General features: G+C 46.5%; 17 protein-coding genes. 5 read left to right on the top strand and 12 right to left on the bottom strand.

All coding sequences use genetic code 11. The features are described from left to right. Positions 1–47: 47 nt before the first annotated feature. From H027_RS18510 to H027_RS18505, 3 genes are read left to right on the top strand one after another with little or no spacing between them, the layout of a single operon-like run. Positions 48–2,789 carry an ATP-binding protein gene (locus H027_RS18510; protein ID WP_024873180.1) on the top strand — a complete coding sequence of 914 codons (2,742 nt, stop codon included), beginning with the start codon at positions 48–50 and terminating at the stop codon, positions 2,787–2,789. After that, on the top strand, positions 2,786–3,229 hold the full coding sequence (locus H027_RS0114565; protein WP_024873179.1) for a response regulator: 444 nt from the start codon (positions 2,786–2,788) through the stop codon (positions 3,227–3,229). Before H027_RS18510 ends, H027_RS0114565 begins: the two co-directional genes overlap by 4 nt. After that, complete coding sequence (locus H027_RS18505; RefSeq protein WP_024873178.1) at positions 3,226–5,679, top strand: EAL domain-containing protein; 2,454 nt, start codon at positions 3,226–3,228, stop codon at positions 5,677–5,679. Before H027_RS0114565 ends, H027_RS18505 begins: the two co-directional genes overlap by 4 nt. Before the next feature lie 2 nt (positions 5,680–5,681). Here the strand turns inward: H027_RS18505 and H027_RS0114555 are convergent, their stop codons facing one another. Further along, the gene (locus tag H027_RS0114555; RefSeq protein ID WP_024873177.1) at positions 5,682–6,473 is read right to left on the bottom strand and encodes a DNA/RNA non-specific endonuclease; all 792 of its coding nucleotides are present in this window, start codon (positions 6,471–6,473) and stop codon (positions 5,682–5,684) included. Between the two features lie 239 nt (positions 6,474–6,712). On the opposite strand from H027_RS0114555, the gene H027_RS0114550 reads away from it, so the two are divergent. After that, positions 6,713–7,351, top strand: a complete 639-nt coding sequence (locus H027_RS0114550; RefSeq protein WP_024873176.1) for an NAD(P)H-dependent oxidoreductase — start codon at positions 6,713–6,715, stop codon at positions 7,349–7,351. Between the two features lie 140 nt (positions 7,352–7,491). Continuing rightward, positions 7,492–8,385, top strand: coding sequence for a carbohydrate kinase family protein (locus tag H027_RS0114545; protein ID WP_024873175.1), 894 nt, complete (start codon positions 7,492–7,494; stop codon positions 8,383–8,385). An 11-nt stretch (positions 8,386–8,396) separates the two neighbouring features. On the opposite strand, the gene H027_RS17980 is transcribed toward H027_RS0114545, so the two are convergent. The 11 genes from H027_RS17980 to H027_RS18495 form a co-directional block, all read right to left on the bottom strand. Beyond that, positions 8,397–9,770: an efflux transporter outer membrane subunit gene (locus H027_RS17980; RefSeq protein WP_038149303.1), complete on the bottom strand. Its 1,374-nt coding sequence runs from the start codon at positions 9,768–9,770 to the stop codon at positions 8,397–8,399. Beyond that, positions 9,763–12,870, bottom strand: coding sequence for a multidrug efflux RND transporter permease subunit (locus H027_RS0114535; RefSeq protein WP_024873174.1), 3,108 nt, complete (start codon positions 12,868–12,870; stop codon positions 9,763–9,765). Before H027_RS0114535 ends, H027_RS17980 begins: the two co-directional genes overlap by 8 nt. Then, positions 12,867–15,968 (bottom strand): MdtB/MuxB family multidrug efflux RND transporter permease subunit, encoded by a 3,102-nt coding sequence (locus H027_RS0114530; RefSeq protein WP_024873173.1) that lies wholly within the window; start codon positions 15,966–15,968, stop codon positions 12,867–12,869. The genes H027_RS0114535 and H027_RS0114530 overlap by 4 nt, the downstream gene beginning before the upstream one ends. 14 nt (positions 15,969–15,982) lie before the next feature. Then, a complete protein-coding gene (locus tag H027_RS0114525; RefSeq protein WP_024873172.1) occupies positions 15,983–17,218 on the bottom strand; it encodes an MdtA/MuxA family multidrug efflux RND transporter periplasmic adaptor subunit in 1,236 nt (411 codons plus the stop codon). A gap of 271 nt (positions 17,219–17,489) precedes the next feature. Continuing rightward, positions 17,490–17,963, bottom strand: a complete 474-nt coding sequence (locus H027_RS0114520) for a WbuC family cupin fold metalloprotein (protein ID WP_024873171.1) — start codon at positions 17,961–17,963, stop codon at positions 17,490–17,492. Between the two features lie 60 nt (positions 17,964–18,023). Beyond that, entirely contained in the window at positions 18,024–18,644 is a 621-nt protein-coding gene (locus tag H027_RS18500) for a hypothetical protein (RefSeq protein ID WP_152536740.1), read from the bottom strand. A 173-nt stretch (positions 18,645–18,817) separates the two neighbouring features. Continuing rightward, entirely contained in the window at positions 18,818–19,591 is a 774-nt protein-coding gene (rhlP, locus tag H027_RS0114510) for a rhombotarget lipoprotein (protein ID WP_081741523.1), read from the bottom strand. 529 nt (positions 19,592–20,120) lie between these two features. Then, positions 20,121–20,384, bottom strand: coding sequence for a hypothetical protein (locus H027_RS0114505; protein ID WP_024873168.1), 264 nt, complete (start codon positions 20,382–20,384; stop codon positions 20,121–20,123). Further along, positions 20,385–22,160 (bottom strand): hypothetical protein, encoded by a 1,776-nt coding sequence (locus H027_RS0114500; RefSeq protein WP_024873167.1) that lies wholly within the window; start codon positions 22,158–22,160, stop codon positions 20,385–20,387. 262 nt (positions 22,161–22,422) lie between these two features. Next, complete coding sequence (locus H027_RS0114495; RefSeq protein WP_024873166.1) at positions 22,423–22,614, bottom strand: hypothetical protein; 192 nt, start codon at positions 22,612–22,614, stop codon at positions 22,423–22,425. Then, positions 22,611–23,471, bottom strand: a complete 861-nt coding sequence (locus H027_RS18495; RefSeq protein WP_051448999.1) for a phage antirepressor N-terminal domain-containing protein — start codon at positions 23,469–23,471, stop codon at positions 22,611–22,613. Before H027_RS18495 ends, H027_RS0114495 begins: the two co-directional genes overlap by 4 nt. Between the last annotated feature and the right edge of the window lies 1 nt (position 23,472).

Below are 23,472 nucleotides of genomic sequence, written 5' to 3'. Positions count from 1 at the left end.
TCCTTATGTTTTAGACGACCAATGACCTGCGGAGGGTTTATATCGCGATGCAATACTCCATCAAAACACAATATGTTTTGGCTGCCACATTCCCAATATTGGCACTTTGCACTCAGCTATTACTTTGGCACTGGATTGAGCCTTTTGTCTGGTTTTTTTTCTTTCCTGCAGTGTTCTTCAGTGCCCGCGTTGCAGGATTAAAAGGAGGCCTGGCCGCTACCCTCCTCTCATTATTGTTTGTCTGGTATTTTTTTATTCCGGTACGTTTTTCCTTTGAGCTTGAAAAGATCGGTACCCTCTGGTCGATGATATTGTTTTTATTCATGGGCTATTTATTCAGTGAATCGCAGGAACGGCTGCGGCAGGCCAACCTTCAAACCGAAAAAGCACTGGAACAATCGCACGCTGCAAACCTGACAATTGATCAGCTTTATCAGCAAACACTTGAATTAGATGAATTAAAAACGCAATTCTTCTCCAATGTCAGCCATGAGTTGCGCACACCACTGACGTTGATCCTTGAGCCTATTGAAAACATGCTGGCGGATGCAGATTTAAATCCCAAACATCACCATACCCTTGAGGTCATTGAACGAAATGCCCGTTTTCTTTATCGACATGTCTCAGATCTATTGGATGTAGCGAAATTAGAAGCAAAACAAATGACGGCGCATTATGCATCTGTCGATCTGGCTCACCTTATCAGAGTCACGGCCTCTTTCTTCGACAGTGTGGCTACAGACAGAAAACTCGACTTCAAAATCATTGTGCCAGAACAGATGACTGCCCAACTGGATGGTGGAAAAATCCAGCGCGTATTGCTGAATTTATTGTCCAATGCCTTTAAGTTTGTGCCTGATGAGGGCGTCATTACCCTTACTTTATCGGCGCAAGCTGGCAATGCCGTGATAGCCATTTCCGATAACGGCCCGTCTATTCCACCTGCTATGAGACAATCGATATTTGAACGATTCCGACAGATTGATGGCCAGACAAACCGTCAGCATGGTGGCACAGGCTTAGGGCTGGCGATTGTAAAAGAATTTGTGGCCTTACATAAAGGTCACGTGGCATGTCTCGACGCCGATGGCGGAGGAACCACCTTCCAGGTGATCCTGCCATTAGTTGCCCCGGAAGGATCTATCATCAACACGGAATCCAGCCATGTTGACGCTGCGTTGCAACTTCAGGTCATTGATGAACTGAAGCAAGAACACACAGCTACCTCGAACGAACAAGAATTCAATAGCTCTCAAAATAGACAGCGAACTCTGATATTGGTTGTTGAAGACAACCCGGACATGAATGCTTATCTTGTCTCCTTGCTGTCGGAAACATATCAGGTAGCAAGCTCATTTAATGGCGAAGAAGGGCTTCAGAAAGCCTTATCACTCAAGCCGGATTTAATTATTTCCGATTTGATGATGCCCAAAATGAGTGGTGAACAAATGATTGCGACACTACGACAACAAGAGGATATGGCAGATGTTCCCATTGTTTTGCTAACGGCCCGTGAAGACGATGATATACGAATAAAAATGTTTCAAATGGGCATACAAGCCTATCTGACCAAGCCATTTTCCAGTCAGGAGATTATCATCCATGTCGCTAATTTGCTGTCCATCCGACAACGTAGCGTAGAGGAACTACGCCAGAGTGAAGCACGTTATCGACAATTGTTTGAAACAATGCTGGAAGGCTTTTTTCTCGCCGAGGCCGTTGTTGATACAACAGGGCAACCTATCGACTGGCGTTTTCTGGATGTGAATCCAGCACACTCCAAAATAATCGGGTTAAAACGTGAAGAGGTGGTTGGGCACACTATTTTGGAGTTATTTCCAGGGCTGGAACCTTATTGGCTTGATGCCTATAAAAAGACTGCATTTACCGGCCAACCAGTGCATTTGGAAGGATTAGTGGCCGTCAATAATCGATATTACGAAAACTCGCTGTACTCCCCTCAAAAAGGGCGATTTGCCTGTATTTTCACTGATATTACGGATCGTAAACATGCCGAAGAAGAAATTCGGAAGCTGAATTCTGAATTGGAACTCAGGGTGGAACAACGCACCACGGAGTTAAAAGCAGCCAATCAAGAGTTAGATGCTTTTGCCTATGCGGTTTCACATGATTTACGCGCCCCGCTACGCGCCATGAGTGGTTTTTCGCAGGCTTTAACCGAAGATTACGGCCCACAGCTCAATGAAGAAGCACTGGATTATCTGAATGAAATAAACATGGCCAGCCAGCGGATGGGAGAATTGATTGATGGCATTTTGATTCTGTCTCGCAGCACCCGCGGAGAATTACGTCGTGATCATGTTGATCTTACCCTGATGGCAGCACGTATTTTAGCTGAGTTATCTCGTTCTGAACCAACGCGAAACGTCCAACAGCAAATAGCAGATGGATTGCAAGCCTACGGTGATGAGCGCATGCTGGAAGCAGTCATGCGTAATTTACTCAGTAATGCCTGGAAATATACAGCGAAAAAAAGCGATGCCACGATCAGGGTTTACGCCGGCGCAATAGAAAACCAACCCGGTTTTTGTATTTCTGATAACGGTGACGGATTTGATATGGCGCATGCAGACCGCCTGTTTAAACCTTTCCAACGCTTACACCGGCAAGATGAATTTCCAGGCATGGGGATCGGGTTAGCCACGGTGCAACGGATCATTCATCGTCACGGAGGACAAATCACCGCGACGGCCCAACCCGGTGAAGGTGCAACATTCTGTTTTACACTACCACAAGAGCACAACGTGGAAGATGGGGACAAAGCATGAGTTTATTACTGGTTGAAGATAATCCTCAAGATGAAAAACTGATATTGCGTTCGCTGAAGAAAATGAATCTGGCCAATCAGATTGATGTCGTCAGAGATGGTCAGCAAGCGTTAGATTATCTTTTTCAGGAAAATGAATTTGCTCATCTGCAAGGAATGCCCTTACCTACCGTAGTGTTGCTCGACATCAACCTGCCTCGGGTCAACGGCTTAGACGTATTAGCTAAATTACGCCTTGATCCACAGACCAAATTATTACCCATAGTGATCCTGACATCATCCGATGATGAACGCGATCGACTGAAAAGTTATGAGAATGGGGCAAATAGCTTCGTCAATAAACCGCTGGATTTCAGTGAATTTGCAGAAACCGTCGCTCGTCTCGGTATTTATTGGATGCTGACCAATAAACCCGCGCCTTCAAGGAATCAACTCCCATGACTGACTCGCTCTCCATTCTTGTTATCGAAGATTCCCACTCTGATTTTCGGCTCATTGAACGGCATCTGCGGGTTGAAGGCGTCAATGCTCTCTGCGTTAGAATCGATACCATTGATGAGTTACAGCACGCATTGGAAACTGGTCACTGGGATATTATTTTATCGGATTACAGTGTCCCCAAGCTCAGCTTTGAAAATAATTTAGCATTGATTTGTTCTCGTTTACCCAATACCCCGGTCATCCTCGTATCAGGCAGCATCGGAGAGGAAAAAGCCTTTGAATTGCTAAGGCTTGGCGTGTGGGATTTCTTGCTGAAAGATAACTTGAAACGATTAGTACCATCGTTACATCGCTGTTTACGCGAAGCCAACGACCGTATGGCGCGTAAACTGGCCGAGGAAGAACTAACCAAGCAACAGCGACTGCTGAGCGCCGTCGTAACAGGCTCAACCGATGCTATTTTTGTCAAAGACCTCAACGGTATCTACCTACTGGCTAATCAGGCTGCATCAACCTTTGTTGGTAAACCGTTGACTGACATCATAGGTCATGATGATGCGTTCATTTTTCCTGAAGACATTGCCGCACAAATCACGGCTATCGATAAATCGATCATGAATTCCGGTCAGATCCAAACACATGAAGAGTCATTAACCACACTCTCAAATGAATCAATGACCTTTCACGTTACCAAAGGTCCGATGATGGACCATAATGGCCAAGTTTCAGGCATTTTTGGTATAGCCCATAATATAACTGCCCGTAAAAAAAGGGAGCTGGCACTCATGGAGAGTGAAGCTCGTTTTTCTACGGTTTTCTATGAAAACCCCCTTGCCATCGCAATCAGTCATTACCCTTCGGGAAAGTTCATTGATGTCAATGAAGCCTTTTTACAACTCTTCGGTTATACCCGCGATGAGGTCATTGAACATACCTCTTTTGAACTGAACTCATGGCTGTATCCTGAAGAAAAAAAGCAGTTGTTTTCTTCACTCAATGAGCACAAACAAATAAAAAACTATGAATTGATGTTCAAAAAGAAATCTGGTGAAACTGGCTCTTTATTGATATCGGCTGAACTGATTGATATTGGGGGGCAACAATGTGTTTTACGGATGTTGTCTGATATTACCGAGAAAAAGAAATCAGAACGGGTAATTGATTTTCTATCCCACCATGATGCCTTAACCGGGTTACCCAATCGGCTTTTAGTTCGCGATCGGGCTGAACAAGCGATGGTAAGTGCAAAACGGAAAGGACAAAAGGTTGCATTCCTTTTTATGGATCTGGATAACTTTAAATCCGTCAATGACAGTTTAGGACATGCAAGTGGCGACATTTTGCTGGATGCCGTTTCTCACCGCTTACTGAATATCATTCGAGGTTCAGACACTGTCAGCCGATTTGGAGGAGATGAATTTCTGATTATTCTCTCACAAATAACACCCGACGATTCTATTTCTGTAGTCTGTACCAAAATTCTGGATGAGATCGTCAAACCCGTTAACGTAGATGGTCACTCCCTCTTCATTACCAGCTCTATCGGCGTCACCGTTTACCCTGATGATGGCACTGATTTTGACACCTTATTACGTAAAGCTGATTCGGCAATGTATTCAGCCAAAGAGGCGAAAGGTAACACCTATCGCTTTTTTGATAGCCAGATGAACAGTTACGCTATGGAGCAAATCGAACTTCGGAATGGCCTGCGACTAGCGCTGGAACACAACGAGTTTGTTTTGCACTATCAGCCACAAATAGAACTGGCAAGTGGTGCGGTCATTGGTGCAGAAGCATTGATCCGCTGGCAGCATCCGAAATGGGGGCTGTTACCGCCGGGCAAATTCATTGCTATTGCCGAAGAAAGCGGCCTGATTGTGCCTATTGGTGAATGGGCATTACGTGAAGCCTGCCGTCAGGCTATTGTCTGGCAAGAAATGGGATTATCCGATCTCGTGGTCGCGGTGAACCTTTCTGCCATTCAGTTTCAGCGGGGAAATTTGGAAGAAACGGTTATTTCAGCACTGAGTGAATCCGGATTAGAACCGCAATATCTTGAACTCGAATTGACAGAATCCATTCTTATTGGCGATACCGAAAAGGTATTACAAACCGTACAACGACTAAAAGCGCTTGGTATTAAATTATCACTTGACGATTTCGGGACAGGCTATTCCAGCCTGTCCTATTTAAAGCGTTTTGCCGTAGACAAAGTGAAAATCGATCAATCGTTTATCCGTGAAATGGATAAAAATTCAAGTGACACCAGCATTGTCAGAGCTGTTATTCAAATGTCGAAAAGCTTAGGGCTTCGCACCATTGCAGAAGGTGTTGAAGAAGAACACTTGGTTAAATATCTGCGACTTTATCATTGCGATGAAGCTCAGGGTTACTATTACAGCAAACCGATACCGTCGGAAGACTTTATCCATTGGGCTCTCAGCCATTAAGCTCATTTACCAAGTAAGTTTTTCAATGTGAATTTGGCCGGTTTATGATCTTTTTGCTTCACTTCCGGCAATTCCATTGCCAGTTCTTTTTTCTGGTTGGGCAAACTAGGGAACACATCAATACCCGATAGCTTTTTCAGCTGATTAACAGAAATAACTTTATAGCTGCCACTGCTGTTATTGTCGGAAATAAAGACACCGGCCTCTTTCATTTTAGGAACATAAACCGCTTTAAATAACGCATTGGGAACCGGTATACGATTTTTAATTGTTTGGGTCGACGCATTATATAGCCCACCTGTGACCACATAGACGTCACCATATGTCGTCGCCATATTCCTGACGGTTGATTCTATTTCGCTCCAGATCCCTGCATTGTTCACATGCAGTTGGGGCACCATATTTGCCAGAGAAAATGATTCATATTGGGCTTGTTTGGTTGGCATATCGGCATTCGGTGCCAGATGGCCGCGATCAAAGCCACTACCTTTATAATCAGTTAATTTGGCTTGTGCCGAATCCGGCAGGTTAGGATCTTCATGGAATGAATCTTCCCGCTTTAATTTCTTCGCGGCCAGAACGTTCTTTTTAATCAAATGCTCTGCTGAATAGAAAGCCGTCCGGGTTGCATCGGAATAACCCGTAGCAAAAACGGTATAACAAATTTCTCTGTTTTGTTGCAACGGGATTGTTAAGCCGGGTTCCTGCCCGCTGAAATAGTGTTGCGGACAGCTAGTAGCGAATACGGATGAAGTGAACAAGCATAATGCGATGGTAAGTGCTTGTTTTTTCATGATGACGTCCTTTGGCTGTTAAAAATTCCCAATAATATTACCGAGCATTGAATGGATATGGTGAACTATTTTAGTTTCTCTGATGAAGTAGCCTAATTTCCTCGCGATAAATGTATCTTTGGCATATCTTAAGTTGTGATCTGAAAGTCATCTGTTGTTGCTTTCTGCGTTATCGCTTTGCAGTCTCAGCGTTTTCCGCCCGAGGCTGCTCTCCCCCTTGTAAACAATGGAAAGAGAAAATGACTACTTTATTGGAAAAACTAGAATGGCGTTATGCCGCCAAAAAACTGGATTCAAACCAGGCAGTATCAGCCGAAAAAGTCGATTTCATTCTGGAGGCGATCCGTCTCAGCGCAACCTCCAGCGGCCTGCAGCCTTATCAGGTTATTGTGGTTACCAATCCAGAATTAAAGGCGCAAATTAAACCAAACGCATGGGATCAAAGCCAAATCACCGATTGCTCACATCTGCTGGTGTTTGCCGCCTGGGATAATTACACCGCGGAACGAATTAACATGATGTTTGATCTGGTCAATGAGGAACGCGGCTTCATCAATGAAGGTTGGGAAAACTATCGTCAGATGCTCCTCCACAATTACCCGCAACGCGATGCCGAAACCAACTACCAACATGCGGCACGACAAGCTTATATCGGTCTGGGAACAGCGCTGGTTGCTGCGGCTGAGCTGAAAGTGGACTGCACACCAATGGAGGGTTTTGACCCGGCTAAAGTTGACGAGATCCTCGGCCTTAGCAAGCTGGGCTTGCGCTCAGTGATATTACTCCCTCTGGGATATCGTGCTGCAGAAGGCGACTGGCTGGTTAACTTAAAGAAAGTTCGACGCCCTCGCGAACAATTTATCATTGAAATGAAATAGTCATTCCGACTTTTGACAGCCTATAAAGGGGAACACCAAGTTCCTCTTTATTTATCTGTTCTCAAGCACAAAGACACTCTTCCAGAACAGATCGTCAATACTTGTCTGTCATGAGATGTCATCAGATTCGAGGAGCAAATATGAAGAAAGTTAGCGTCTTCGGTGGTGTTTCGCTTGATACCGTGATCTATTTGCAAGAGCTGCCACAGGGAAAATCTGAAACGCTTTTTAGCTCCGGCATGCGGGAACAAATTGGGTCGACAGGCACAGGGAAGGCTGCCAACCTCTGTCATCTTGGCTTTCAGGTTCTCTTGCATGCGCAAGTTGGAACTGATGCGGCAGGAGAAAAAGTTCGCAGATATTTCTCGGCATTGCCAATGCAGACATTGTTCTTTGACGACCCGAGAGGTACAGAAACACACGTTAATCTGATGGACAAATCCGGTTCGCGAATTTCTATTTACACAGGATATAACACCTTTGAACCTGATATGGATTTTCAGGCACTTGAGCAAGTCGTCATGGAAACAGATTATCTTGTCGTCAATATCTTAAACTATGCGCGGAAGATCATTCCCATCGGGAAAAAGCATGGAAAGAAAATTTGGTGCGATCTTCACGACTATGATGGGGTCAGTGAATACCACCAAGATTTTGTTGCCGGTGCTGATTATTTGTTTTTGAGTGCAGAACGTATGGCTGATCCCCTCCGTTTTATGCGGCACCAAATAGCCTCTGGAAAACAGCTTGTCGTTTGTACCAACGGGAAAAAAGGCGCTTGTGCATTGAATGCCAAGGGAGAATTTGTAGAAACCGGCATCATTTCCAACTATGACGTTATTGATACCAATGGTGCTGGTGATGCGTTCTTTTCCGGTTTTTTATACGGACATGCACGCGGCGCATCATTGGCAGACTGCATGAAATACGCCGCTATCTGTGGAGGACTCTGCGTGAGTTCTGATTCACTGGCATCTGAACAACTATCAACAGAGTTGATTGAATCAGAATTCAGGGTACGAGAATTAAAATAAACTGGGTTTGATCACCAACCCCCTCCCAGCGAAGCGATCAAGGATACGCTGCTGACGTATTGCCGGTTTTTCACATTCCAGAGCGTGTTTTCTGCCGTGATACGGCTATTTTGTGCGGTTAGCACATTCAGATAACTGACCGTACCAGCCCTGTATTCGTTGAGGGCTATTTGCTCTGCCCGACTGGCAGCCTGAAAAGCACGCTGCTGCTGTTCTGCTTCCTGTGATAACAACCGTTGAGCCGCCAGATCGTCTTCTACTGCCTGAAATGCAGCCAATACGGTAGAACGGTAACTGGCAACGCTGGCATCATAATTGGCTATCGCAGCCTCTTTCTGAGCTTTACGCAGCCCACCATCAAACAGGGTTAATGCTGCCTGCGGGCCAATCGACCAGATACGGTTTGGCAAGGTAGCCCACTGACTAAAATCATTACTGCGATAACCACCGCTGGCAGAGAGCGTCAGCGTTGGGAAAAATGCGGCTTCGGCTACTCCGATCTGCGCATTGGCCGCCGCAACGCTACGCTCAGCACTCGCGATGTCGGGGCGCCGTTCCAGTAGCTGTGACGGAACACCGGCAGGAATCTCCGGCAAGTAAGGCTGCGGATGGTTGCTACTAAGCGATAGTTCTGCTGGTGTTTCACCAAGGCTAGCCGCAATAGCATGTTCCAACTGTGATCTGGTTAACTGCTTATCCGTCAGTTGTGCCCGCGCACTTTCGACGGCACTTTCCGCCTGAGCCACATTGGCATCAGAGATGATCCCAGCGGCGAACTGATTTCGAGTCAGCGTCAAGGTTTGTTCTAAAAGATGCAGACTTTGTTGCAACCGGTTGATTTGCTGATCGGCAACAACCAGCTGTAGATAGGCACTGGCCAGTTGGGCTTGGCTGCTGAGTCTAATCGCCGCAAGTTGTGCGGCACTGGCTTCCTGTTTCGCCCGATCAGCTTCTATTGTTCTGCGGATGCTACCCCAGAGATCCATTTCCCAGCTAGCATTGAGACTGCCCAGATAAACTGTATTGGCAGCTGTACCGGGCGATGAAACAGTGCGGCTTCGGGATGTTGAGGCGGAAAGTGACGGATACAAACCCGCATCCGCCTCTTTCAGTAAAGCCTGCGCACTCCGATATTGTGCTTCTGCCTGCGCTATCGTCGGGCTCTGCCGGTTTAATGTCGCCATCAACTGATCAAGCTGCGGATCTTGATAGATGTGCCACCACGCCCCGCGCGGATATTCATCCTTCGGTTGGGCAATCTTCCAACGGCCATCCTCTTTAAAACTGGCGGGTAGCTTCAGAGTGGGTTTGACGTAATCAGGCCCGACCGCACAACCACTCAGCAGCAATCCCAGCAACAGGTTAACAGCCAAACGTTTATTCATCTGTTTCTATCCTCATGCTGTTTGATTCCGGCGGCGATTTTTTCTGCCAACTGAACCCCCATTGCCGGAGTCGGTCCAGATACAGATAAACAATCGGGGTCGTATACAGTGTCAGTAACTGGCTGAAAATCAGGCCACCAACGATCGAAATACCCAGTGGAATACGCATTTCTGCGCCATTGCCATGCCCTAAGGCGAGTGGCAACGCGCCAAACAGGGCGGCCAGCGTGGTCATCATGATGGGGCGAAATCGCAACAGGCAAGCCTGATAAATGGCCTGTTCTGCTGACAGGTTTTGTTCCCGTTCTGCACTTAATGCAAAATCAATCATCATGATGGCATTTTTCTTTACGATGCCGATCAACAGCAAAATACCGATCAACCCGATGATATTCAGCTCATTGCCGCTGGCAAGCAATGCCAGCAAGGCGCCGACCCCTGCTGATGGCAACGTAGACAGAATTGTGATTGGATGAACCGCACTTTCATATAGCATCCCCAGAACGATATACACCGCAATCAGCGCCGCCAGAATCAACAACGGCTGGTTATCTAGCGAAGACTGAAACAGCTTGGCATTCCCCTGAAAACTGCCATGAATGGTGTCAGGCATACCAATATTACTCAGTGTTTTTTCAATAGCCATCGTTGCATCAGATAACGAGCTGCCTGGTAACAAGTTGAAAGAGAGGGTTGTTGCGGCAAACTGCCCCTGATGATTGACTGACAAGGCAGTATTGGTCGGCCCCCAATGGGCGATCGCAGATAGCGGAATAGCATGACCGGCTGATGTCTGAATAAAAATATTCTCTAACGCGGCCGGGCTCTGCCAGAATGCTGGCGCGACCTCCATCACCACATGATATTGATTCAGCGGGTTATAGATGGTGGAAACCTGTCGCTGACCAAATGCGTCATATAAAATGGCATCGACTTGCTGCTGGGTAATCCCCAGGCGCGACATGGTGTCCCGGTCAAATACCAGCGAGGTCTGTAATCCCTTCACTTCCTGATCGGAATTCACATCCGCCAGCATCGGCAGTTTCATGATCGCCTGCTGAGCCTTAATGGTCCAAGACCTGAGTTCCGTCAGATCATCCCCTTGCAGCGTGTACTGATATTGCGCGCTGCTGGAACGCCCGCCCATGCGAATATCCTGCACGGCCTGCAAATACAGCGTCGCTCCCGGCTCACTCGCCAGCTTCTTTCGTAAACGGGCGATAACCTGATCGGCACTTTCCGTCCGCTGCGGCAATGGTTTCAGGCTGATAAACATATTGGCGGTATTTCTTTGCCCGCCGCCGGTGAAACCAATCACTTTATCCACTGCCGGATCCTGACTGACGGCATTGATAAAATATTGCAGTTTGGTCTGCATGGCCTGAAACGAAATACTCTGATCGGCACGGATCGTACCATTAAGACTGCCGGTATCCTGCTGCGGGAAAAAGCCTTTCGGCACCGTAATATACAAGATGACATTCAATGTCACGGTTATGGCCAGCAAAAGCAGCATGAACCGTGGATGCCGCAATGCCCAGCCCAGCGTCTTCCTGTAGCCGGAATGTAAATGCGTAAATATCTGCTCACAGGTGTTCAATAATGTATTGTGTTTCAACGTAGACAACGGTTTCAGATGACGGGCACACAGCATGGGAGCCGTCGTCACCGAAACCAGCAAAGACACCAGAATCGATACCGACAAGGTAATGGCAAATTCGCGAAACAAGCGGCCGATAATGCCACCCATCAACAGGATCGGTATAAATACCGCGATCAGCGATAAGCTCATCGACAGCACAGTGAACATGACCTCTTTGACCCCTTTCACTGCCGCGTCAAATGGTCTGAAGCCCTGTTCGATATAGCGTGATACGTTTTCCAATACCACGATTGTGTCATCCACAACAAATCCGGTCGCAATCGTCAGCGCCATCAGGCTCAGATTATTCAGAGAAAAATCGAGCAGATACATGACAGCAAAAGTACCAATCAGTGACACCGGTACTGTCACCGCAGGGATCAAGGTCGCACGACCACTGCGCAGGAAAAGGTAAACCACCAGAATAACCAGACTCACAGAAACGATCAGCGAACGTTCCACCTCATTGAGTGAAGCCCGGATAGTTGGGCTGCGACTCATCACCACCTGTAATTTGATGGCGGCGGGAATAGATGCTTGCAGGGATGGCAGCAGTGCATTGATGCGGTTTTCTGTTGCAATGATATTGGCACCGGGTTGCCGGAATAAAATGATCATTACGGCGGGTTGTTTTCCAACCAGACCGGCATTGCGCAGGTCAACAGACGAATCGGTGACCTGCGCGATATCTGACATTCTAATCGCGGCGCCATTTTTATAACTGACAATCAGTGGCATATACTCTCTGGCCGTTTTGGCTTGATCATTTGCCTGTATCTGCCAGTGATCACGGTTGTTCTCGACGGTACCTTTCGGTCGGTTTGCATTCGTTGTGGTAATGACACTACGAACAGTTTCCAGACTCACACCATAATGATTCAGTTGTAGCGGATTGAGTTCTACTCGCACGGCAGGCTGTGCACCACCACCAATATTGACATCGCCAATGCCTTCCACCTGTGCCAGTTTCTGGCTTAGGATCGAATCTGCAGCATCATACATCTCGCTTCGCGACAGCATATCGGAGGTCAGAGCCAGGATCATGATCGGCGCATCTGCCGGGTTGACCTTGCGGTAAGTCGGATTGGAAGGCATGGTCGGCAACATGGAGCGCGCGGCATTGATCGCGGCCTGAACATCCCGCGCGGCACCGTTAATATCGCGCTGCAAATCAAACTGCAGCGTGACCCGGGTAGAACCCAACGAACTCGACGACGTAATTTCGCTGACACCGGCAATTCGACCTAATGCACGTTCCAGCGGTGTTGCCACCGTTGCCGCCATCGTTTCCGGGCTAGCGCCGGGTAAACGAGCAGACACGGAAATAGTCGGAAAATCGACCTGCGGTAGCGGTGAAACCGGCAACAGATAAAATGCCAGCGCCCCGGATAATAAAATCGCCAGTGTTAATAATGTCGTCGCAACAGGACGACGAATAAACAACGCGGCGAAATTCATGACTGCGCCTCTTGTTCCAGCGAAACCGGCTGCTTATACCCCAACCGACGGGCCAGTCGATCAAAGGCAAGATAGATAACTGGAGTCGTAAACAGCGTCAGAGCCTGACTAAAAATCAGGCCACCCACCATGGTAATGCCCAGCGGATGGCGCAATTCTGACCCCATGCCACTACCCAACATCAGGGGTAATGCCCCCAACAATGCCGACATTGTGGTCATAATAATTGGCCGGAACCGCAACAGACAGGCCTGATAGATAGCATCGCGCGGGCTCATATGCTGTTCACGCTCTGCTTCCAGTGCAAAATCGATCATCATGATCGCATTTTTTTTCACGATACCAATCAGCAGGATGATGCCAATGATCGCCAGTACATTCAGATCGGTACCGGAAAGCATCAGTGCCAGTAAAGCGCCAATACCGCCAGAAGGTAACGTTGACAGAATGGTGACGGGATGAATATAACTCTCATACAACACGCCAAGCACGATATACATAGTGATAACAGCAGCCAGAATCAGCCAAAGTGAATTGCTCAGCGAAGCCTGAAATGCCAACGCTGCCCCCTGAAAACGCGTATTGATACTGGCTGGCAGATTGATCTGTTGCTCCGTCTGGTTAATGGCATCCACCGCTTTCCCCAGCGCCACCCCGGCAGCCAGATTGAACGATATGGTGGCCGTCGGGAACTGTCCAAGGTGGTTAATCGTCAGCGGGCTGTTCCGTGATTCTATCGAAGCCACCGTATCCAGAGATACCGGCGTTCCTGAGGCGGTTGGAACGTAAATCTCTTTGAGTGCCAGCGGGCTTTGTTGATGTGCAGGATCGACTTCAAGCACCACGCGATACTGGTTGGTCTGGGTAAAAATAGTCGAAATCAGCCTCTGCCCAAAGGCATCGTAGAGCGCATTATCAATCGCCGATATCGAAATTCCCAGACGCGAAGCCGTATCACGGTTGATATTGACGTAGGCCTGCAGCCCTTTGTCTTGCAGATCGGAAGCCACATCAGCTAATTCCGGTCGTTGCCGCAGCTTATCCACCAACGAGGATGTCCATTGCGTCAATTCATCTGCATTGCTGTCCTGCAGCGTAAACTGATACTGCGTGCGGCTCAGCCGGGAGTCAATGGTTAGATCCTGTACCGGTTGCAGATAGAGTGTTGTCTCCGGCGCTGCCTTCGCTAAATTTTGCAAGCGGGTTAACACCGTACTGATATCATCCCGCAATTCTTTGGGCTTGAGCGTGATCTGTAAACGGCCATTATTAAGCGACGCGTTGTTACCATCAACGCCAATAAACGCGGTCAGACTTTCAATAGCAGGATCTTGTAATAGCAGACTCGCTAGCTTTTCCTGCTGCCTTGCCATCTCCCCAAAAGATACCGATTGCCGGGCTTCGCTGATCCCCTGAATGGCGCCGGTATCCTGCAATGGGAAAAAGCCCTTTGGCACAACCAGATACAACACAGCGGTCAGCACCAGTGTGCCTGCGGCTACCAGCAAAAACAGCCCCTGCCGCTCCAGCACCCAGCGTAGCCATTGGGCATAACCTGCAATGATACGCTCGATGAATTGCCCACTCTTGTGATAAAAACGGCTTTGCTTTTCTTCCGGAATATACTTGAGTAACCGTGCACACATCATCGGCGTCAGCGTCAGCGAAATGAACGCTGATAGCAGGATTGAAACCGCCAGTGTGATCGCAAATTCGCGGAACAGGCGACCCACCACATCGCCCATGAACAGCAGCGGGATCAGCACCGCAATCAGCGAAAAGGTCAGCGAAATAATGGTAAAACCGATTTGCCGCGAGCCTTTTAATGCCGCCGCAAAGGGTTGTTCGCCCTCCTCAATATAACGCGCAATATTCTCAATCATCACAATGGCATCATCGACCACGAAACCGGTCGCAATGGTTAACGCCATCAGCGTCAGGTTATTGATCGAAAAACCAATCAGATACATGACAAAGAAAGTACCAATCAGGGATAGCGGAACCGCGACGGCAGGAATAATGGTCGCGGCCAAATTGCGCAAAAACAGGAATATCACCATAACCACCAGTGCCACTGACATCATCAGCTCAAATTCGACATCCTGAACTGAGGAGCGAATGGTGACGGTGCGATCACTCATGATTTTTACGTCGACCGAACCGGGCAGATCATGGGTCAGTTGCGGCAATAATGCCTTGATGCGATCACTCACCTGGATCACGTTCGCGCCCGGCTGACGCTGAATATTCAGGATCACCGCCGGTGTCACACCCGCCCAGGCCGATAACCGGATATTTTCCGCTGAATCCACTACAGCGGCCACATCTGACAGACGGATTGGCGCCCCCGAGCGATAAGAGAGGATCAAATTCCGATACTCATCTGCCGATTTTAGCTGATCATTTCCATCAATTGTTGAAGCCTGTTTTTTTCCGTCAAAACTGCCCTTGGCCTGATTCACATTGGCACTGCTGATGGCAGTTCGCACATCCTCCAGTGTCATCCCTTTCGCGGCAAGGACCTTGGGATTGATCTGAATACGCACCGCTGGTCGCTGACCACCACCGATACTGACCAAACCGACATCAGGGACCTGCGAAATTTTCTGAGCCATGCGAGTGTCGACCATGTCCTCCAGCTTGGTCATCGGCATGGTTGCAGAGGTCACCGCAATCGTCATGATCGGTGTGTCCGCCGGATTTACCTTGTTATAGACAGGCGGATTAGGCAGATCGGAGGGTAACAGATTACTGGCGGCATTGATGGCGGCCTGAACCTCTTGTTCAGCCACATCCAGACTCAAATCCAGACTGAATTGCAACGTGATCACCGATGCGCCCCCAGAACTGGAAGACGACATCTGTGACAGCCCCGGCATCTGCCCGAATTGACGTTCCAGTGGCGCGGTAATGGATGACGTGATCACGTCGGGGCTGGCACCGGGATAGAGTGTCACCACCTGAATGGTGGGATAATCAATTTCAGGCAGTGCCGAAACCGGTAGCGAACGCCAGGCAGTCAGCCCAGCTAACAAAATCGCCAGCATCAGTAGCGTTGTGGCAACCGGGCGTTGTATGAACAGACAGGAAGGATTCATAGCGTCGCTCTTCTTTACTGTGCATTTGATGGAGCACGCTGACCCGCTCCGCCCTTACTCCTGCCGGACTGACCCGATTGGCCGCTGCCGCCCGTTTTGCCCTGTTCACCCCGCACAACGACTTTACTACCATTGCGTAACCGATCCAGACCATCAACAACCACTTGTTGTCCGGGTTGCACCCCCTTTTCAACAATAACCCGATCACCATAGCCAGCCCCGACGGAGACAGGGGTCATGCTGATTGAATTATCAGTATTCAGCAGATAGACATAACTACCCTGCCGAGCGGTCTGCACCGCAACATCCGGCACCGTTACCGCGTTTTTTCGCGTCGTAAGTAACAGACGGATATTCACAAACTGATTGGGAAATAACTGCTGATCATCATTGGCAAACTGCGCCTTCAGGCTGACCGTCCCTGTGTTGGTATTCAGCTGATTGTCGATCGCCAGCAGATGTCCGGTTGCTAGCTTTGTGTGATAGTCGCGATCCCAAGCTTCAACAACCAACTGTGGGTTCTGTCGGGTCGCCTGCAATAACTGACTCAGATTAGTTTCCGGAATACTGAACAGCACGTTGATTGGTTGTGTTTGTGTAATTGTCACCAGACCGGAACTATCACTGCTATGCACAATGTTACCCGGATCAACTTGGCGTAACCCCACCCGCCCACTGATAGGCGAGGATATTCGACTATAGCTCAGTTGCAATTGGGCATTTGCAACCAACCCCTGATCCAGTTTCACCGTACCACGGTACTGATTAACTAAGGCTTCTTGTGTATCCACCTGTTGTTTGGCCACCGAATTTTGCGCCCACAACCGACGATAACGCGCCAGATCAATTTCTGCATTCCGCAGTAAGGCCTGATCACGCAGCAATTGTCCCTGCGTTTGCGTCAGTGCCGCCTGATACGGGCGCGGATCCAGTTCCGCCAGTAATTGCCCTTGTTTTACTGTCTGACCTTCGTCGAAATGAATTTTGTTCAGCTGACCATCTACCCGGCTGTGCAGGGTCACAGTATAGGTGGAGTTAACCGTTCCTAATGCCGACAACTGGATCGGAACATCCTGTTTCTCCGCCTTGGCGACCGAAACGGAAACGGGAGGGCTTCGCCGGGCAACAGCATTCGTCGATTGGCCTACCTGTCTGAAATAGAGCCATCCACCAATTCCGGCAATGATGACTATTAACCCAAAATAGATTTTTAACTTGGAAGATGACGCCTGGGTTTGTATTTCAGACATAGCTGCATTCCAAAGAGAGTGTTTGAATTAATTTTTTATAATCAACCTATAAAAAACATAGTCGATTTCTCTTTTTGATTTATGACGATATCTACAAATACAAATGAAAAAACACCTCAGCTTTTCCTCACGAAAAAACGAGGTGTTACTACCATTTGCTCAAATACGACTATTTTCAGATATCAGTCTTTAATCTATCGAAATTCAGTCTATAAACGAGATTTCACTGAACTATGTGAAAATGTGACAAATCGTGTCAGCACAAAAAAAATTAACCAGGCCAACGTTGCCCGACTTCTGCATGACGGAACCAAGCCATCAGATCTTTATATTGTTCGTTATCTGCAGCAGGCGACCAGGGAGCAAAATCCTCTTCCTTGAACGGAACATAAGGGCCATGTTTGACCTCAAAAATAACAGCGCCCGGATCCAGAGATAACACAGCATGCCAACCTCCGACCGGTGTTTCGATGACAGAGACATCTTCACCTAACACAGCACGCTGAATCACCATTCCTGTGTCATCAAAGTTCAACACAACAAACCGGCCACGTAATGACGTCAGAAGTTCCCAAGTCTGGGTATGTCGGTGAGGACGAATATATGTGCCCGGTTCCATTGCAATCGCCAAGCGTTGGATAGGAGCAGCCAGCTCAGTATGCATATTATGATTCATCCGCTGACGCGGAGATTGCTGAGCTTCGGCACTTAACGCAGAAAGACGGTCAAAACTAAGTTTATTCATATAAATCTCTCAGTAACACAAAGGGCTCAACGCTAATACCAATAGCCCCGGCAGTCAATTTTAAGACCAGCAACGAATACCGTAATTTCGGAAAAAATCTTTCTGCTGCAGGATATCTGGGGAAAACAGATCGCGTTTGGGTAAAATTTTGTCACCATTGCGGATGAAGGTGAATTCCATATACTCAGCCTCCCCTGTTGTGGTGTTTTTGAATACCGGAAAGAAGCTGATTTTCATCGTTTTCATATCATGGACAGTATCAAAATCAAGCTGGGCATAAGAATTATTGATACTGTTGGGCGCCGAGCAGCGCCGAATTAAATCAAACAGCGAACCACCTACGGCAACATTGATTTGCTTTGCAAAATAAACGGCCCGATGCAATGCGTATAATTTTTGCTTCTTCTGGTAACTAGTCAGATTTCCGTTTTGATTGAACACATTCACATTCAATCTCAGATTTTTCATCTCAGACAAAACATATTTATCAAACTTGCCTTCACCATAACAAACCGATTCATCATTGCACCATAAATCATGAAACAACATCTTTTCCTCCTGAGAGGCAGGAAGAGTAATCTGATACAAATCCACGGCGCGATCGTCTTCATCAAAATCTGCATGCACAAAAGGGATCCAGAACAGACATATCCAATAGAAATAAAAACGTATTTGGGTCATAGCGATAACATATACAACGTCAAATGATTGACTGATTCAGCAAGGATCAAACCAATTTTGGTTAATATTTGTAAATCTGATTTTATCCTATGGCTGCGGTGACACAATCAGGTCAAACGACCGAAACAAACAATAGCCCATCTTGAATCGGTTCATATTGTGCTGATTTAATGTCATTTATGCACTTCATTGGCATTATAGCCAGGAGGTAAAATCAATTTAATATTCGGATCGGCAGGCGCATGAAGCCTAAATGAATCAACTTCAGTATGTAGTTTATTGATCATGTCATCAATGGCCTGATCAAAACCTCTGACTCTGGCTTCTCTGGCTTGTTTCGGAAAAGAAATCATACTTGCTGAACCATCTACGTTAGAAATCCCTCCTGCACGAAGCAATAATTGTCTGCTTTTAATATCAAACACAGATGTTTCAACTGCAGTTAAAATATTATATTGATCACCTTGGATTAAATAAGCACCAACACCTGTCCAATAAAGTAATGATTGTTTAGTCGCACCTGAGTTTTGAATCTGGTCAAAAGAGATCAACGCAATTACATCCAACCGAAGCATTGATGCCACTTGGTCAAGATTGTTAAATCCACCTCCAGATTTTAAGTACACAGAAGGTACCGTAACCAAGTCACTGACAAATGGATAATTTATAAATGAATTTCGTACTTTGGTAGCTAGTTTTTGTCGGTCGCTTTCGGATAAACGGAATTCAGCATTCGTATTATCTGGCACAAATGCAATTCCAACACGGAATGGTACTTTCAAAACAGCAATCGAGTTTGATTTTACGGGTAAATTATCTGAATCAGGATAAAGATAAGCTAGCACCGAAGATACCTGTCTCTGCTTTGTGCTCTGATCCATTGAAGCACATCCACTAAATATCCCAACCAAGCAGACAGACACCAGGAACAATACGATTCTTCGCATATAGCCTCCGGCATTTTATAAAATTTTGACTGGATCAATTAAAAGTAAAGCAGAATTTTATCGGGTTGCTAAACCGATAGAGATACCGAGATTGCTACAGATCAAAAACTACTTTCTTTAATCAAATTTTTGAAGATTTTATCCCTACTCAGACATTAGCTAGTTCCGAGACTTTCCTTCCAAAACAACATAGCCAGAAGTTTTTATGAGGTGAATAGATATTTATCAGTTGAAACAAGAATGGGGGTTTATGAATATCAGGAATGATAATAGTAATTAATAAAATTTTTACTGGTGCCGGAGACAGGAGTCGAACCTGCGACCTTCGCATTACGAATCACCAGTGTATTTTTTAACTATTTGATATATAAGCAATTAATCACGCCAACTTCTAATTTTGTGTCATTCTGCGGCATAATATATCTGCCGTGTGGCACAAGTTACGACACAAATTCGCCACAGTATGGCGAATCCTAAAATTAAATCACCAAGCAAAAAAACAAACCCGCCGAAGCGGGTTAAAGGTGTGTCAGCAATCACTAGCTGATGAATAATCTGGCATGCTTTTTATATAAAGATAACTTTGCTTTATAAAGTTATCACCCTCTAAATCTATCGGCACATTTATCTGATTAGACTCAATAAATACACCATCTTTCTTGTCTCTAGCTACCAATGAGACAGTAAGATTGCTTTTACTTCCTGTAACTGACTCTATACATAAGTAAGCTGAGGCAAATGATGCTTCTCTGCCAAAGTTATCTTTTTTGTTCAAAGTGATAGATAAAGCCATTTATAACTCCTTGATCCACCCGGTAACGTTACCGCCACTCGGTGCTCCAATTATCGTTAAGCGTAAAAATCCGCCGTTATTTGATAAGGTCATTGTCAGCCCAGTTTCACCACCAAAAAAACCGATATTAACAGTGTAAGAAACCGTAAATCTGGCTAATGTCCCCGCCATTATGTACGTTGTAGAACCGTTTATTTTTAAATTAAATGCGCATAACTGTGTTGTGCCGTACGCAGTGCAAGGGATGAATGTATCTATTGTTATCGTTGTACCAGAGTATGTGGTTGTACAAAATGGTATTGAGTTTGCTACGGCGTTGTACCGAGAATGGTACTTTTCGCTAGTAAGCCCGGATGATCCAGCCCACGTCTCTTTAAATGGTTGGGCCACGCTTGAATTATTTGAACCTCCCACCAGTTCGATAGTATTAGCAACACCGATTTGGTACATGGTTAGATCTGGTAAAGACGCCACACTGTAATCTACATATATTTTATTACCGATGCAGTTTGTTGTATTCATTATCACCAGTGCGGAATACCCACTAGAACCATCTGTAATGAAGTTATTTGGACCTATTTCAGAAAATACTATATTTTGAAAATCTATAGGTATTACTGTGTTAGCTGGTGTTGCTAAATTCGCCTTCATCCAGTTGTTTTTAATTCTCAATTTACTGACTTGCAGTGAGCCGCCGGTAACATGGTACATGCAGTCTTCAAAGTGGTTAGATTCAATAATCGTATTCGCAGCTTCGCATGCGAATGTGATAGCTGTTGTGAGGTGATGGAAGCCGTTAGAGTGGATATTCGCAGAATAAGAACCACCCCACGTCCCGCCAATTGTAAGACCTACAGTATTATTGGTGGAACCAGAACCCTCAAAGCTGTTGTTGTGTATTTCCGTCCAATCAACAAAATCTCTACATACTGCAGGGGCATACACTGTGCATTTAGTTATTTCTAAACCCCAACTATGTGTCGTGTCCCAGGATTGAGTTAAGGTATTAGCGAAGAAAACCCCATTTAAAGAGCAACCAAAATTTAAACGATGCCCGCGCACCCCCAAGGCGGCGTTAGTCAAAGTTCCGTTTAATATTGTAGAACCGAATACTGCGTGAGTTCCATTTCCAGTGTCAGATGTACCCCACTCAGTTGTAATATCTGTAAGTACGCCAGAAATAATCGCGCCAGATTTAAGTATTGTATTGCTGCCATTTCCGGTAAGCGTAACTCCTGTCAAATCAAGCACAATGTTGGATGGGATCAGGACGCTTCCGTTGATTTTATATGTGCCTGGGATTGGTTTTAAAACACCACCACCAGATAAAGCCTTTGCTTGTAATGCTGAGTTAAATGCTGACGAGCAGTCTGTTGTACCTGTGTTATCTCCGTTGGGAACTGGAACAAGTGTTGCCCCGATAGTGCCAACTTGATACGCCATTAACAGATTTATTCCGCTAAGACCTGCGCCGGATGGTGCAGAAAGATCGCTTTTTAATGCTACAGTTGGATCTGAAATAATCTGATCCCAGATCGTATTGCCGTTTACATCTTTAACTATCTGCCTGAATGTGCCCGTGGCCCACACAACCGCTTGTCCATTAGCATCTAAAGATAGCGGGTTCGCATTTGGGGTTACTCCGGCATTATCGGCGTATGTCGTTAATGGAGTGAGTGTTCCAGGCTGGTAAAACCCAACTGAACCGTTGGCTAGAGGACTTCCATTCGGATAAAAAAACGTTGATTTACCCTGCGGCAAAATAGATAAGGTCATGGATCACTCCAAATTGCAGACGTGAAAATGCCTCACACCAAAGGCGTGATAGTTAATTTTCGTGCTGGATCAGGCGGAAAATAAAAAGCCCCGACATCTCTGCCAGGGCTCGTTTTACGGAAATAAAAAAGGCACCCGAAAGGATGCCTATGATTAGTGGATATTACCAACTGAGTGGTTTTTACTCAATTATTACCAGTCGATTTCATCCGGATTTGGAACGGCTGAATAAAATAAGCCCCGACTTATCGGGGCCTTTTCGTTATCTCATCTTGTTTCTGACTTGATGCAATCGGCTGACGTTACCATGAATTTCATTTGCCGCCCACTTTAATGCTTTTGGATCAGGCCAATGATCTGCCGCATTAGCCAGTATCGACGCAATGAATGCAATATCTTCAAGTGCAGCGTCGATTCGCTGTAAATCTGTTCGAGCAAGTGTCGATGTGGTCATGCTGCATCCTCCCCGACGATAATGTGTTTCAGGGCTGACACACCATTGGCGTTATAGCGGAACGCTTCAACCTGTTTTGCAGAGAACGGTGACTTATCCAGAAAGAACTTGCCGTATTCGTCAGTTTTCAGTCCGTGCTCGTTCGCCACCTTGCCGATCTTGTTAGCAGAACAACCGAGCATGTCGCCCACTTCTTTTGCTGTGTGGTAATGCTCTTCGATACGCGGAAGCGGAATGGCTTCAAACCCAGCAATGTCATTCACTACCATGGCGACACAAGTTTGTTTCGATTCTGGCGACAGGTTTGTGTATTTCAGGCACAGATCCATCGCCTCCATGGACATCTTCATGGCCTTGGCTTTGCGAAACTCCGGCAGGTAGCTTTTTGATGCGTGTTCGCGGATTGGTTTCTGCGCTTTGACTACCGATTCTTTGGTGACAGAGCCCTTTGTCCAGTATTGCCAGAGAACTTCGTCGCACTCTTCCTGGTACTGGATCACCTTTGCTTTAATTTCAGGTGCTACTTTGTTTGGGTTTACGGAATACAGCCAAGCTGTAAGTTTCCGTAACGCGAGGCATGACATTTCACGATTCTTACCATCCTCGGCAACTATCACCATTTCGGTGATGGTTGACCCGAACTTAGCCTGAATCTTACGGTGTTGTACCGACCAAGCTAACCCCATTCCTTCAACCACCGGTTTCATCGGAACATATGGCTCACCATTGAATGGCGCTAGCAGTAATTCAGTGCCGTGAAATGGCACAACAATAGCATTGTTAGAGATTGATCCTGATTCTGAATCCACAACAATACCTGTACTGGAATTGTTTGTTACTTTGGTTATACTAACCATG

The organism is Tolumonas lignilytica (genome assembly GCF_000527035.1).
GTDB classification, from domain to species: domain Bacteria; phylum Pseudomonadota; class Gammaproteobacteria; order Enterobacterales; family Aeromonadaceae; genus Tolumonas; species Tolumonas lignilytica.
This window is presented reverse-complemented; position numbering and strand designations above follow the sequence as displayed.

What these genes read in the sequence shown, in the direction of transcription:
- H027_RS18510 (WP_024873180.1), top strand. Translation starts at nt 48, where the DNA reads ATGCAATACTCCATCAAAACACAATATGTTTTGGCTGCCACATTCCCA.
- H027_RS0114565 (WP_024873179.1), top strand. Translation starts at nt 2,786, where the DNA reads ATGAGTTTATTACTGGTTGAAGATAATCCTCAAGATGAAAAACTGATA.
- H027_RS18505 (WP_024873178.1), top strand. Translation starts at nt 3,226, where the DNA reads ATGACTGACTCGCTCTCCATTCTTGTTATCGAAGATTCCCACTCTGAT.
- H027_RS0114555 (WP_024873177.1), bottom strand. Translation starts at nt 6,473, where the DNA reads ATGAAAAAACAAGCACTTACCATCGCATTATGCTTGTTCACTTCATCC.
- H027_RS0114550 (WP_024873176.1), top strand. Translation starts at nt 6,713, where the DNA reads ATGACTACTTTATTGGAAAAACTAGAATGGCGTTATGCCGCCAAAAAA.
- H027_RS0114545 (WP_024873175.1), top strand. Translation starts at nt 7,492, where the DNA reads ATGAAGAAAGTTAGCGTCTTCGGTGGTGTTTCGCTTGATACCGTGATC.
- H027_RS17980 (WP_038149303.1), bottom strand. Translation starts at nt 9,770, where the DNA reads ATGAATAAACGTTTGGCTGTTAACCTGTTGCTGGGATTGCTGCTGAGT.
- H027_RS0114535 (WP_024873174.1), bottom strand. Translation starts at nt 12,870, where the DNA reads ATGAATTTCGCCGCGTTGTTTATTCGTCGTCCTGTTGCGACGACATTA.
- H027_RS0114530 (WP_024873173.1), bottom strand. Translation starts at nt 15,968, where the DNA reads ATGAATCCTTCCTGTCTGTTCATACAACGCCCGGTTGCCACAACGCTA.
- H027_RS0114525 (WP_024873172.1), bottom strand. Translation starts at nt 17,218, where the DNA reads ATGTCTGAAATACAAACCCAGGCGTCATCTTCCAAGTTAAAAATCTAT.
- H027_RS0114520 (WP_024873171.1), bottom strand. Translation starts at nt 17,963, where the DNA reads ATGAATAAACTTAGTTTTGACCGTCTTTCTGCGTTAAGTGCCGAAGCT.
- H027_RS18500 (WP_152536740.1), bottom strand. Translation starts at nt 18,644, where the DNA reads ATGACCCAAATACGTTTTTATTTCTATTGGATATGTCTGTTCTGGATC.
- rhlP (WP_081741523.1), bottom strand. Translation starts at nt 19,591, where the DNA reads ATGCGAAGAATCGTATTGTTCCTGGTGTCTGTCTGCTTGGTTGGGATA.
- H027_RS0114505 (WP_024873168.1), bottom strand. Translation starts at nt 20,384, where the DNA reads ATGGCTTTATCTATCACTTTGAACAAAAAAGATAACTTTGGCAGAGAA.
- H027_RS0114500 (WP_024873167.1), bottom strand. Translation starts at nt 22,160, where the DNA reads ATGACCTTATCTATTTTGCCGCAGGGTAAATCAACGTTTTTTTATCCG.
- H027_RS0114495 (WP_024873166.1), bottom strand. Translation starts at nt 22,614, where the DNA reads ATGACCACATCGACACTTGCTCGAACAGATTTACAGCGAATCGACGCT.
- H027_RS18495 (WP_051448999.1), bottom strand. Translation starts at nt 23,471, where the DNA reads ATGGTTAGTATAACCAAAGTAACAAACAATTCCAGTACAGGTATTGTT.